10 protein-coding genes are annotated in these 14,145 nt (G+C 44.2%); 6 read left to right on the forward strand and 4 right to left on the reverse strand.

What is annotated here, in order from left to right; genetic code table 11:
* Positions 1-7: 7 nt before the first annotated feature.
* The 3 genes from M5J74_RS27610 to M5J74_RS27620 form a co-directional block, all read right to left on the reverse strand.
* Positions 8-388, reverse strand: coding sequence for a phosphomannose isomerase type II C-terminal cupin domain (locus M5J74_RS27610; protein WP_015157079.1), 381 nt, complete (start codon positions 386-388; stop codon positions 8-10).
* Positions 389-608: 220 nt separating this feature from the next.
* Positions 609-821: a hypothetical protein gene (locus M5J74_RS27615; protein ID WP_250014426.1), complete on the reverse strand. Its 213-nt coding sequence runs from the start codon at positions 819-821 to the stop codon at positions 609-611.
* Positions 818-1,753: an SPFH domain-containing protein gene (locus tag M5J74_RS27620; protein WP_015157081.1), complete on the reverse strand. Its 936-nt coding sequence runs from the start codon at positions 1,751-1,753 to the stop codon at positions 818-820. Before M5J74_RS27620 ends, M5J74_RS27615 begins: the two co-directional genes overlap by 4 nt.
* Positions 1,754-2,030: 277 nt before the next feature.
* Here M5J74_RS27620 and gatB point away from each other — a divergent pair, with 277 nt between their 5' ends.
* From gatB to argJ, 6 genes are all read left to right on the forward strand, one after another.
* Positions 2,031-3,515: an Asp-tRNA(Asn)/Glu-tRNA(Gln) amidotransferase subunit GatB gene (gene gatB, locus M5J74_RS27625; protein WP_106166628.1), complete on the forward strand. Its 1,485-nt coding sequence runs from the start codon at positions 2,031-2,033 to the stop codon at positions 3,513-3,515.
* A gap of 486 nt (positions 3,516-4,001) precedes the next feature.
* Positions 4,002-5,015 carry a helix-turn-helix transcriptional regulator gene (locus tag M5J74_RS27630; protein ID WP_250014427.1) on the forward strand — a complete coding sequence of 338 codons (1,014 nt, stop codon included), beginning with the start codon at positions 4,002-4,004 and terminating at the stop codon, positions 5,013-5,015.
* A gap of 104 nt (positions 5,016-5,119) precedes the next feature.
* A complete protein-coding gene (locus M5J74_RS27635) occupies positions 5,120-7,708 on the forward strand; it encodes a TonB-dependent siderophore receptor (protein ID WP_250014428.1) in 2,589 nt (862 codons plus the stop codon).
* A gap of 118 nt (positions 7,709-7,826) precedes the next feature.
* Complete coding sequence (locus M5J74_RS27640; RefSeq protein WP_015157085.1) at positions 7,827-8,846, forward strand: AraC family transcriptional regulator; 1,020 nt, start codon at positions 7,827-7,829, stop codon at positions 8,844-8,846.
* 96 nt (positions 8,847-8,942) lie between these two features.
* A complete protein-coding gene (locus tag M5J74_RS27645; protein WP_250014429.1) occupies positions 8,943-11,525 on the forward strand; it encodes a TonB-dependent siderophore receptor in 2,583 nt (860 codons plus the stop codon).
* Between the two features lie 81 nt (positions 11,526-11,606).
* Entirely contained in the window at positions 11,607-12,962 is a 1,356-nt protein-coding gene (gene argJ / locus M5J74_RS27650) for a bifunctional ornithine acetyltransferase/N-acetylglutamate synthase (RefSeq protein WP_250014430.1), read from the forward strand.
* Positions 12,963-12,996: 34 nt separating this feature from the next.
* Here argJ and M5J74_RS27655 read toward each other — a convergent pair whose 3' ends face one another.
* On the reverse strand, positions 12,997-14,088 hold the full coding sequence (locus tag M5J74_RS27655; protein ID WP_015157088.1) for a response regulator: 1,092 nt from the start codon (positions 14,086-14,088) through the stop codon (positions 12,997-12,999).
* Positions 14,089-14,145: the final 57 nt, after the last annotated feature.

A 14,145-nucleotide genomic window follows, 5' to 3' on the forward strand; every position in this document is an offset into this window, starting at 1 on the left:
GATAATCTTAAGTCAAATCGTAAGGACGTTCGGTATCATCTTCACCCATATATTCGCCATTTTGAATTTCTAGTAAAATGAGTGGAATTGCCCCAGGATTTTCAATACTATGTAGCGTTGCTACAGGTACGTATGTTGACTCATTGCGATGTAGTAACTTCTCATCATCACCGCAATTAACTTTAGCCGTACCAGAAACAACAACCCAATGTTCGCTACGATGGTAGTGAATTTGCGATTTTATGCGGTGCTTCGGTTTAATTTCAATCCGATTAATTCGATAATTTTCTCCTTCTTCTATTACCTCAACCAAACCCCAATATCTCTGACCTGCGTGTGGAGAGGATTCAATTAAATCTAGCTGAGCCTGATTCCCGTTGTTACTCATAAATAGCCTGAAAATAAACGTCAATCGCCATTATTAGCAGAAGTATGGCATTTCAGCTCTGGAAGAGTAGGTTGGTTAACAAAATCTTCAAATTTATTTAAACTTCAAAATGTACTCTTCACAATCGGCTTTTTGGGGATTTGTCTGAAGTAGTTTCAGCCCGATCGAAATTTCGTTGCTAAAACTTCGATATTTTGAACTAAACATCTCGATATCTTCATCACTCTAAATCTTCCGAATCTGTATTTTCTGGGAGAGATTCAGAAACTTTCTTGTGCCGATCTTCCTTCCATCTTCCCGTCTTTCTTGCCGCGTCTGTGAGTAAGTATTCAATTTGAGCATTGACACTTCTGAGTTCGTCAGCCGACCATTTTTCTAATACTTTATACAGTTTTAGATCTAGACGCAGCAAGAATCTTTTTTTTTGACTCATGTATACAAACTACCAGTATTGACTACAGGCTGAGCGTTTTGTTCCGAGGTTAAAACCACAAGTAAATTATTCACCATCGTAGCTTTGCGTTCCTCATCCAATTCGACGATTTGTTGTTCGCTTAACCTTCTCAATGCTTCGTCAACCATCCCTACAGCACTATCTACAATCTGCCGTCGAGCGTCAATTATTGCTTTAGCTTGTTGGCGGCGGAGCATTGCTTGAGCAATTTCTGGCGCGTAGGCAAGGTGAGAAAGCCTAGCTTCAATAATCTCTACCCCCGCAACTTCTAACCGTGCTTGTAATTCTTGTTGCAGCGATCGCGCTACTTCGTCAGGAATGCCTCGCAGCGAAGGTATACTCTCATCATCACCTGTGTCATAAGGGTAGCGGATCGCTAAGGCACGAATTGCCGTTTCACTTTGGATGGCAACAAATTCTTCGTAGTCGTCTACTTCAAAATAGGATTTGGCAGAATCTACAACTTGCCAAACTACCACGGCTGCAATTTCAATTGGGCTACCTTGAGCGTCATTGACTTTGAGAATTTTGCTGTTAAAGTTGCGTACTCGCAATGAAATCTTGCGTTTGCGGGTAAAAGGGTTAGTCCACCAAAATCCTGCTTCTCTAACGCTACCAGCGTAACGACCCAAAAATGTTACTACAACTGCTTGGTTTGGTTCCACCGTAAAGAAGCCTGAAAATGTAGGGATAACGACTGCAATTAGAGTTGCTCCCAGCCATGCACTTATTTCTGCTGCGGTGTCTTCTCCCAGAAAATCGGTAATTTTCAGAGTTCTACCTAAGATTGCCTCCCATCCGTGGATAGTCGTCCACAGCCACCAAATAGCCAAAATTGCGATCGCACCTAATACTACCAACGCCACAAAACCATCAACCTTAAAGGCAGGACGCTCCTTTAATCGCTCCATAGATTTTTGTCACCTGATTTTAATGTGATATCACAACGATATAATTAGTTTGTTCATAATGTCAATGTGATATTATTACAGTATCACTTAGTTAAAGTTTGTCTGAGAAAATGTCACGCAAAGACGAGCCAGCGCCGTGCGGGGGTTTCCCCCGAGTCCCGCGACTGGCGTAGCGAAGACGCAAAAGATTCTTAGCGCCTTTGCGTCTTTGCGTGACCAAAAACCAGAGAAGTGTAAAGATTGGAAAGTATTACAATCACAGCGGCAAATAAAAGATATGACTACTGCTGCACCGACAAAAACTAAATATGAGGCGATTATTGGTTTAGAAACCCATTGCCAGCTGAATACGAATACGAAAATTTTTTCTAGCAGTTCTACAGAGTTTGGCTCGCCTCCAAATACAAATATCGATCCGATTTGTATGGGTTTACCTGGAGTGTTGCCCGTATTGAATGAGAAGGTATTGGAATACGCAGTGAAGGCGGGTTTGGCGTTAAATTGCCAAATTGCACCTTATAGCAAGTTCGATCGCAAACAGTATTTTTATCCCGACTTACCGAAGAATTATCAAATTTCTCAGTATGACTTGCCAATTGCCGAACACGGTTGGTTAGAAATCGAACTTCTCGATGCGGATAACAACCCTATCAGTAAGCGAATTGGGATTACGCGCTTGCACATGGAAGAAGACGCAGGCAAGTTAGTACACGGGGGTAGCGATCGCCTGTCTGGTTCTACTTACTCTTTAGTAGACTACAATCGTGCTGGCGTGCCTTTGGTGGAAATTGTCTCAGAACCCGATATGCGTTCTGGACAAGAAGCGGCGGAATACGCCCAAGAACTACGTCGGATCTTGCGCTATTTGGGTGTCAGTGATGGCAATATGCAAGAAGGCTCTTTACGTTGCGATGTCAATATCTCCGTGCGTCCTGTCGGACAAAAAGAGTTTGGCACGAAGGTAGAAATTAAAAATATGAACTCGTTCAACGCCATTCAACGGGCGATTGAATACGAGATCGAACGGCAAATTGCGGCTGTAGAGTCTGGAGAAAGAATTGTTCAAGAAACCAGGCTATGGGAAGAAGGCAGCCAACGCACTGTTAGTATGCGGACTAAAGAGGGTTCTAGCGACTACCGCTATTTCCCCGAACCGGATTTAGCGCCGATTGAAGTTTCCAAAGAACAGTTAGAAAAATGGCGTGCTGAGTTGCCAGAATTACCAGCCCAAAAACGCCATCGCTATGAAAGCGAACTGGGGCTTTCCGCTTACGACACCCGCGTACTAACCGATGAGCGAGCGGTAGCGGAATATTTTGAAGCAACTGTGGCGGCTGGAGCCTCGGCAAAACAAGCTGCTAACTGGATTATGGGAGATATTGCAGCTTACTTAAATAGCAATAAGCTCAACATTACCGAACTTGCCCTCAAACCAAATACTCTTGCCGAATTGATTCAGTTGATTGAAGGCAATACAATCAGCGGCAAAATTGCTAAAGATATCTTGCCTGAACTGCTAGCTCAAGGTGGTTCGGCGAAGGAGTTAGTAGAACGTAAAGGATTAATTCAAATTTCCGATCGCAGCGCCATAGAAGCGATCGTCGAGCAAGTCATTGCTGCCAATCCCAAAGAACTAGAACAGTACCGTAACGGCAAAACCAAGCTTCTCGGCTTCTTTGTCGGGCAAGTGCTGAAGCAAACAGGCGGACGTGCAGATCCGAAACTGACAAACCAACTGTTAGCGGAAAAGCTCAATGGGTAATAGGTAGTTGGTAGTTGGTAGTTGTTGGGTATTGATGAGTGGCTGGTGGCTAGTAGCTGGAATTTTTTCTAGTCTCCAGCCGCGCTTTTACTAGCCACTAATAACTGATAACTGGTTACTGCTCCCTGCTCGCTGCTCTCTGCTTCCTCCAAAAACAGCAATTCTTCATCGGATCTTTAAGAAAATCCCGTAGAAAGCCGTAAGATTCTTTACACACCACCTGTTATATTCTACTGAGTAGATGCACCCTGATGATTGGGAGAGTCACCGAACTGACTCTCTTTTTTTTTGGCTTTTTTCAGCGAGCGGTGAATAGTAGTAATGGTTAGTTGGTAGTTGGCAAGAGGCTTTCTTGTTTTTCTCCCCTGCATTCCGATCGCAAGTAACTGATAACTGATAACTGATAACTGAAAAAGCTACGATCGCTTCAAGTAGAAAAAGGAATTAATGAGATAATTTCTTATTAAGTTCTATGCCTCCGTTGTCATGACTATCACCATTTCCCAGCAAGCCTACGACGAACTGTTTCATCAGGAGACGGTAGAGCGATACCTTCGGTCAGCTTCGCTAACGCAACACCCAGATCCCGACGATCCTTTGGATGCAGTGTATCGATTTCCGCAAGTGTTGGGACAGGGTTACTGGCGGGAAATTCAACTGCGCCAAGGATTGCAGTTGACAATTGGAAACTTGCAAATGCGCGATCGCATTATTACCGGAGCGCCAGAACGGGAAGATTGGTGGGAATATCACTTTCATTTTTCTGGAGAGCATCAAGACAGGTACAACTCAATATGTGGCGGACAATACGCACTTTATGGCAATGGTTTAGCTCCTCAAGAAGTTTGGGATTGTTCGGGTAAAGAACCATACTTTGAGATTCTGATCCACGTACAGCCGGAGTTACTTTACTCCTTCGCAGGCGATTGCGAAGGAGAATTACCGCACTGCTTGCAACCGTGGATTAGACAGACTGAGGGAGAGCGTTACAGCCGTCTGGGAACTGCAACCCCTACCATGCAGACTGTAGCTAAACAAATCGTCCAGTGTCCCTACCAAGGAATTGCCAAGCGAGTGTACTTGGAAGGTAAGGTTTTGGAGTTAATGGGAATGCTGATTGCTGAGGAAATTGAAATCGGGGACGGCAAATACAATCCTTACTCTTTAAAATCTGATGCAGTAGACAGAATCCACCACGCCAGAGATATTTTGCTACAACGATTGGACGATCCGCTAACTCTGGCAACACTGGCAAGACAAGTAGGACTCAATGAATGTACTCTAAAACGGGGCTTTCGGCAGATTTTCGGGACAACAGTATTCGGCTATCTACACAACTATCGTTTGGAGCAAGCACGGCAACTGCTTGAAGCAGGAACCTGGAGAGTGGGAGAAGCCGCTCAAATGGTCGGTTACAGGGATTTTACTGCTTTTGGCAGAGCTTTTTATAAAAAGTTTGGGATACGACCGCGCGACTGCATGAAAAAATATTCCGTTTGAGCTGAAAAGAAATTCCGTTTAAGCCGAATTACGATCGCTTGAGTATCATTTGTTTCCTGTAAGCTAACTGAGAGAAATTCCTAGCTAGTTTATAGGTGTGGGTTGTGAAGTTGAAATTGTGGTGGCGATCGCTATTATTCGCAGGTGTATTTTCTGTTTCGGTGATTCCAGCAGTATCGATCGAAAAGAGAGTTTTGGCTCAGTCACCAGCAAGTCATGCATCACCCATAACTGTCACCGGAGTAAGGCTGAAGCAAACAGATAGTGGTTTAGAGGTGTTATTGGAAACTACAAGCCAGCAGCCACTCAGTATTGCGACTTCTGGTTACGGAAAAACATTTGTTGCCAATATTATCAATGCTCGGCTAGCCCTACCAGAAGGCAACAGCTTTCGTCAGTCAAACTTAACTGGTGGGATAGCAGTTGTGAGCGTCACTCAGCAGGGAAGTAGTATTCGGGTAAGTGCGATCGGTTCGGCGGGATTACCGACGGCAAAGTTGAGACGGAGTAATGGCAGTACCAGTCTCAGTTTATCTGCCCCCGCCGCTCCCACAGCTCAAACACCCACACCTCAGCCAGCAGTACCAGCAACTCCAACTCAGCCAGAGGCGATCGCACCAGAAACAGAAGAAATACCCCCACCAGTTACACCCGACGAACAGCCAGAGGGATCGGTGCAAGGGGACGAAGAAATTGAAATTGTGGTGACAGGGGAGCAAGATGGGTATCTTGTACCCAGTGCAACGACGGGAACGAGAACCGATACACCCTTGCGCGACATTCCCCAATCGATTCAGGTAGTACCACAACAAGTGTTGCGCAACCAACAGATTACTCGCTTGGATGATGCACTCAGAAATGTGGCTGGTGCAACTCCAGATTTTAATTCTGGTCCATATGTTACCTATAGAATTCGCGGATTTGAGGCATTAAATAATAATTTGCTCAGGAATGGGCAAGTAGATGCGGGGGCGGGAGAATCTGTTGAACTTTCCAGTGTCGAGCGAGTCGAAGTCCTCAAGGGACCTGCATCAGTGCTATTTGGCTTAGGTAATCCAGGTGGAAGCATCAACATCATCACTAAGCGTCCCTTAAGCGAACCTTTTTATGGTGTCGATGCAACTGTTGGTAGTTATAGTTTCTATCGAGGTGCAATTGATTTATCTGGATCCTTAAACGATGCAAAAACCGTATCGTATCGTCTCAACACAGCCTACAGAAATTCAGATAGTTTTATTGATTTTTACAATAGCGAACATTTTAATATATCACCTGTCGTCACTGTGGCAATTGGTGAGAGAACTAACCTGACTATAGAAGGAGATTATATCGAAACCAAGGATTCTGGATTCACACCTTTTGTACCCGTTGTTGGCTCTGTACTAAGCAACCCTAATGGCAAGATACCACGCGATCGCAACGTTGGCGAACCTTCAGATGAAATCAATGCATCGTTGACTAGGCTGGGATATCAACTAGAACATAAGTTTAGCGATCGCTGGTCGTTACGCAATACTTTTGCATACAATTTTCGCGATTACAGCGACAAAAGAACGCTTCCCGGAAGCTTAGAAGCAGATAATCGCACGCTGAATCGTTCCTACCGAGATTACGAATTTCAAAGCACATCTTATGCTTTAACTACGAATGTTGTTGGCAAATTTTCCACTGGTTCAATTCAGCATCAGTTGTTATTTGGAGTTGATTTGAATAGTTATGAGAACGAAACACTAAAATTTGCTGAAGCTACTGCTGCACCAATTGATATATTCAATCCTATTTACGGTCAGCCACGAGGTGAACTTAGTTCAGAAACTAGTAACACCACAATTACAGACTCATTGGGGATTTATCTTCAAGACCAAATTTCACCAATAGATAGCTTGAAAGTGATATTGGGTGGTCGCTTTGATACTTTCGACCAAAAATCTGAAGATTTTTCTGCTGACACGGAAAGCAGCCTATCAGATAGTGCATTTAGTCCTCGTTTTGGGATTGTCTATCAACCTATTCCAGCTATTTCACTTTACGCTAGCTATATCAGTTCATTCACTCCAGCAAGAGGCACATATCTTTTTGGTGGTAGTTTGGACGATCCCTTTGAGCCAGAACGCGGTCGTCAGTATGAGGTTGGAGTAAAAGCAGATTTAAACGATCGGTTGTCAGCTACACTTGCATTGTACGATTTAACTCGTACTAATGTCTTAACAGAAGACCCTGATAATCCAGATTTTTCTATCCAAGTAGGCGAGCAAAATAGCCAAGGGATCGAACTGAATCTTGCAGGCGAAATTTTGCCAGGATGGAATATTTTTGCAGGCTACGCTTATACAGATGCACGAATCACTGAAGATAATACTTATGATTCTGGAAACCAATTACCCAACACTCCCTACCATGCTGCTAACTTATGGACTACTTACGAAATTCAAAAGGGTAACTTACAAGGGTTAGGTGTTGGCTTTGGCTTGTTTTTTGTAGGCGATCGCGCTGGAGATTTGGACAATACTTACGATATACCTAGTTATGTTCGGACTGATGCGGCTGTTTTCTATAACAGAGATACATTCAGAATTGCACTCAACTTTAGAAACCTATTTGATATAGAGTATTTTGAAAATGGTTCTAGTGCTACTCGTGTTAACTACGGACAGCCTTTTACGGTGCTGGGAACGATTTCGTGGCAGTTTTAGGTGACGTACTAGGCGATCGCGTCTTTGTCATGCTTTAAGTTGGGCGATCGCCAAAAGGCTTTAATGCGATAATTTCTTATTAATCCTCAAAGCCTCTTATCTGCATGGCTGAACCCTCATGACTATCACTATCTCCCAGCAAGCCCTCAACGACCTATTTCAGGAGACTGTGGAGCGATACCTTCGGTCAGCTTCGCTAACGCAACACCCCGATCCTGACGATCCGTTGGATGTGATGTACAAGTATCCACAACCGCTAGGACAGGGCTACTGGCGGGAAATTAAACTGCGACAGGGACTAGAGTTGACGATTGGAGATCTTCAGTTACGCGATCGCATGGTGACAAAACACCCCGAACAGGAACGACAGGACATCCAGTATCACTTTCATTTTTCAGGTAGACATGAGGATCGTCGCGCATCTATTGGTAGCGGCGAATATGGGTTATTTGGAATTGGCATCGATCCGCATAGAACTTGTGATTGTTCGGATAGGCAACCCTATCTGGAAGCGATCGTACATATAAAGCCAGAGGTGCTGTACTCTTTTGCCAGTAACCAGGCAGGAGAATTACCACCAGCATTGCAGCCGTGGATCGGACAGTTAGATCGGGAACATTACTGTCGTAGGGGAAATGCTTCACTGGCAATGCAAAGAGTGGCGCGGCAAATTGTACAGTGTCCCTATCAAGGAATTGCCAAACGGTTATACCTAGAAAGCAAAGCCCTAGAATTGATGGCAATGGTAGTTGTGGAGGAAATAGAAATCTGGAAAGGTAGCGGCGAATCTTACTCCTTAAAGCCTGATGTAGTGGAGAGAATTCACCATGCTAGAGAAATTTTATTACGAAAACTTGACAATCCGCCATCGTTGATAGACCTAGCGCAACAAGTAGGGCTAAATAGCCGCGCGCTTAAAGAGGGATTTCGCACTTGTTTTGGCAAACCTACCTTTGCTTACCTGCACCACTATCGGCTAGAGCAAGCGCGTCAACTGTTAGAAACTAAAGAAATGAAAGTAGCTGAAGTTGCTGCTGCCGTGGGATTTAACAATCAAAGCTATTTTGCGGAGGCATTTAGAAAAAAATTTGGTTTCAATCCTAAGACTTATCAGATGCAGCGAAAAAAGTTCTTCTAGCGTTAAAAAAAAGTTCCTCCAACCGCCAAAATATCTTTCGATCGCGCTTACCATCCTGTATTGTTTTTGACAATTCTTCTCAGTTTGGTGTGAGTGATGTTGAAATTGTGGTGGCGATCGCTATTTCTAGCAGGTGTGTTTTCTCTTTCGATCGTTCCAGTCGTACAGGTACGAGTTTTTGCTCAGTCAAGCATAAGTATTCCATCGCCCGTAACCGTTACAAGCGTGCGACTGAACCAAACGGATAGTGGTTTGGAAATATTCTTGGAAACTACAAGCAAGCAGCCACTCAGTATTGTGACTTCCGGTTATGGAAAAACTTTTGTTGCCAACATTACCAATGCTCGCTTAGATTTACCAGAAGGCAACAGCTTTCGTCAGGAAAACCCCAACGCTGGAATTGCGATTGTTAGCGTTACTCCACAAGGAAACAATGGTATTCGGGTGAGTGCGATCGGTTCTGAAGGATTGCCAACAGCAAAGGTGAGGCAGAGTAATGGCAATAGCATTTTCAGTTTAACTGCCCCCGTCGCTCCCACTGCTCAAACACCCGTACCACCTCCAACCATACCGCAAACTCCCACCCAGCCAGAAGCAACGACACCAGAGGCAGAAGGCGAAAGCACTCCACCATCTGCACCCGAACCAGCAGATACAGCGCCAGGGGAAGAAATGGAAATTGTGGTTACGGGCGAGCAAGATGGATATAGTGTTACAGATACCAGCACTGGAACCAAAACCGACACACCTTTGCGCGACATTCCCCAATCGATTCAGGTAGTACCACAACAAGTGTTGCGCGACCAAAATATCAACAGTTTAGAGGATGCTACCCGCAATGTCAGCGGCGTGACTGGAACGAGAGCATCTTATGTAAGAGACGGGGCAGTAACGATTCGCGGATTTCAGTCTTCTGGCTTTACTGGAAATCTCTTGCGTAACGGATTGAGAGATCCGCGTGGAGGATTAGGACTTGAATTTGCCAATGTCGATCGCGTTGAAGTCTTGAAAGGTCCAGCTTCGGTATTATTTGGTTTGGGGAGTCCAGGTGGAACGATTAATATCGTGACAAAACAGCCACTTCGCGAGCCGTTCTATGCGGTTGAAGGGACGATCGGCAACTATGACTTTTATCGAGGCGCGATCGATTTGTCTGGACCATTAAACAGTTCTAAAACAATTGCCTACCGACTTAATGCTGCCTATCAAGATAACAAAGGATTTATTGATTTCCAACAAGATAAAATTTTCTTTATTGCACCCGTTTTAAGCTTCGATATTGGTAAAAACACGAAGCTGACCTTAGAAGCAGAGTACCGCAAATGGGACTTTTTCTTCTTACTAGGTCAACCAGCAGTTGGTTCGGTTCTGCCTACTGGTATTGGCAGGTTACCACGCAACTTGAATTATAGTGAATCTCCTATCGGAGACGATGACACTTTTGGGATTACGACAAGCAAAGCAGGCTATCGACTCGAACACAAGCTTAGCGAAAATTGGTCAATTAGAAGTAGCTTCTTGGCTTCATTCTATCGTGCAAATCGAGAATTTTTATATGCTACAAGTCTCGATTCTGATAATCGCACCCTAAATCGTGGTTATGAGCTTGGTGAATATGATGACAACATCTTTAATTTAGACACAAATATTTTGGGTACTTTTTCCACTGGTTCTATTCAACACCAACTTCTATTTGGCTTTGATTTATATCGAGTCAATGAATACCGACAACAGTATGTCACTGGAACTGCTGCACCACTCGATCTCTTTAACCCTGTGTACGGTCAGCCAATAGGTCCTATTACTGATAGAGGTGATACTTCTAGGCTGACAGATTCGCTGGGTATCTATATTCAAGACCAAATTACGCTAGCAGACAATCTCAAGTTACTATTGGGTGGTCGATTTGATACCTTTAAGCAAACCACAGAAGATTTCATTGAAGACACAGAACAAGAGCAAACTGGAGATGCTTTCAGTCCCCGCATAGGTATCGTCTATCAACCGATTGAACCGATTTCTCTTTATGCCAGCTATATTCGCTCGTTTACACCAGCAATCGGTAGATCTTTCGATAATAACCAATTTCAACCAGAACGCGGGACGCAATACGAAGTTGGGATTAAAGCAGATTTGAACGAACAACTGTCTGCAACCCTCGCCTTATACGATTTAACCCGCTCTAATGTCTTAACTGACGATCCCCTAAATGAAGGTTTTTCTATCCAAACAGGTAAGCAAAACAGCCAAGGTATTGAACTCAATGTTAGTGGTGAAATTCTACCAGGATGGAACGTTTTTGGTGGCTATGCTTATACCGATGCGCGGATTAGAGAAGATGAAACTTTTGATGTTGGCAATCGCCTAAATAATACACCAGAAAATGCTTTTAATTTATGGACGACCTATGAAATTCAACAAGGCTCTTTGCAAGGGTTAGGCTTTGGCTTGGGATTATATTTTGTGGGAGAACGACAAGGCGATTTAGCCAATACATTTCAAGCTCCCAGCTATTTTCGCACTGATGCCTCTATCTTTTACAAGCGCGATCGCTTCAGAGCTGCTCTAAATTTTAGAAATCTATTCGACGCAGATTACTTTGAAGCTGCGTTAAATAGATTCCGCGTATTCTATGGCGAACCATTCACCGTGCAAGGAACAGTGTCTTGGGAGTTTTAGTAGCTGACACCACCCCTTAATTCTCAAAATCTCTCACCCCTCACTCCTTACCCCTCACCCCTTCTGATATAATCGCAGGCTATGCGTTGGGAGACAGGCAACATGGCATGGCATGAGATAAGCGGTGGAATCACTGCGCCAAGGGGTTACAAAGCGGCAGGCATTAGAGCGGGGTTAAAGCCTTCAGGACTACCAGATTTAGCCCTAATTTTGTCAGATGTAGAAGCGATCGCCGCAGGTGTGTTTACCACATCTCAAGTCCGTGCTGCTTGTGTCGATTACTGCAAGCAAAGATTACAAGACAAACCCAGCGCCCGTGCGATTCTTTGCAATGCAGGGCAAGCTAATGCTGCTACGGGTTCTCAAGGCTGGTTGGATGCCCTAGAGTGTGCGATGGCACTGGGGCAAGCATTGAGTATTCCCTCAGAATCGGTGTTGCTTGCCTCTACTGGGGTAATTGGCAAAAGAATTGTGATGGACAAGATGCACGCAGGCATTCCCCAACTAGTTGCAGAGGCTTCCGAAACAGGCGGAGATGCGGCTGCACAAGCGATCGTCACTACAGATTTAGTCACAAAATCGATTGCTTTAGAAACAACAATGGGCGATCGCCCCGTGCGAATTGGTGGTATTGCTAAGGGTTCGGGCATGATCCACCCCAACATGGCAACGATGTTAGCTTTTGTTACCTGCGATGCGGCTGTCTCTCCCGCATTATGGCAACATATGTTGAGTCGAGCTGCCGATAAAAGTTTTAACCAAATCACCGTTGATGGCGATACTAGCACCAACGATTGTTTAATTGCCTTAGCCAACGGACAATCGCGCACCCCAGCAATTACCGAAATGGGTGCAGAGGCAGAAAAATTAGAAGCAATGCTCACAGCCGTGTGCCAGCATCTAGCCAAAGCGATCGCCCGCGACGGTGAAGGGGCAACTTGTTTAATTGAAGTGCAAGTATCAGGGGCAACCGACGAAAAAGCCGCGCGTCAGGTAGCAAAAACCATCGCTGGTTCTTCTCTAGTTAAATCAGCCATTTTCGGACGCGATCCCAACTGGGGTAGAATTGCAGCTGCGGCGGGACGTGCGGGAGTACCTTTCGAGCAGGAAAATCTCAGAATCCAATTAGGAGATTTTCTCTTAATGGAAAACGGACAGCCCTTAGACTTCGATCGCGCTGCTGCTAGTGCATACTTAAAGCAAAAAGCAGCACAAAAGTCTCAAGTAGAAACCGTTAGTACTGCCCAGAGCAACGAATTATTAGCGGTTAAAGATGGAGAAACACAAGCTTTCGAGCGTCAAAGCGGAGGCGATCGCTTTCAAGACGAAACCGTTTTAATTGCCGTCAGCATTGGCAGTGGTTTCGGTTCTGGCATAGCCTGGGGCTGCGATCTCAGCTACGATTACGTGAAGATTAACGCTGAATATACGACGTGAAGATGTAGAGACGTTGCACGCAACGTCTCTACATCTAACGTTGCAACAACACGCTGACAGTCGTTTTCAATTCTGTCCCGCCACTTTCAATAAATAATTTACCTCCATGTAATTCTGTGATGCGTTTTGCCAAAATTAAACCCAAGCCTAAACCCTGTTGTTCGTAAAATTTGCGCTCGAATTGCATATAACCGCCAATACTAGCAATTTGTTCGTTAGACATAGCGCGTCCGTAGTTAGTAATACTAATTTTGAATCCATCTTTTTCAGTGGCAGCTTTGACATGAACAGATGTGCCAGCTTCAGAGAATTTAAAAGCATTATCGATAATTTCTTCGATCGCTTTTTTCAAGTCTCGCTTCGCAATTTTGACGTTAGAATTAGCAACTTGTAAAATTAAATCTGCTTCTCGTTGATATTGTTTTGCCTTTTGAATTGCTATAGCAAAGATAATATCGCTAGGGTTGAGGGTTTGACAACTGCGTAAAGCTTGTAGTTCTTCAGGATTAGTTGCTAATAGTTCAATTTGAGCGTACATAATAAAATTCTCAATCATTCTTTGCAGGCGTTGAGAAGAATTATGTAAATTCTGGGCGGTTTCTAATAGTTCTTGAGGTTTTATTGTATCGTAACTTTCAACTAGGACTTTAGAAAAAGCTAGGACTTCGCTTAAAGGTAACAATAGTTCTTGCGGTAGAGCATCGGTAATACTTCTGCGTAACTCGGCTAGCTTTTTTTCTGACTGTTGGGCGACAAATGCCTGCTTTTGCAATCTCGCCGCGATCGCCCCCAATAGTTCCGTGCGTGTAAATGGTTTGCTGATGTAGTCATCTGCTCCCATTTCCATGCCTTGGCGCACGTCTAATTTATCAGCTTTAGCCGTTAAAAAAATAAATGGAGTTGATGCTGTGAGCGGATTTTGACGTACCATAGTTAATACCCCATAGCCATCCATTTCTGGCATCATCACATCGCAAATAATCAGATCTGGCTTATGCGCTAATGCCATCTGATAGCCTTTCAATCCATTTTCTGCATCAATCGTATCAAATCCTTCTGCTTCCAAACGGGCGAGTATATTTTCTCGCACTGATAGTTCATCTTCAATCACTAAAATTCGGCTCATGTCGATCTTTCCTAATTAATTTAGAGTTAAAAACTGTGTTTTAATGAGGTATTCAAA

This window comes from Chroococcidiopsis sp. CCNUC1, assembly GCF_023546805.1.
Lineage (GTDB): Bacteria > Cyanobacteriota > Cyanobacteriia > Cyanobacteriales > Chroococcidiopsidaceae > Chroococcidiopsis > Chroococcidiopsis thermalis.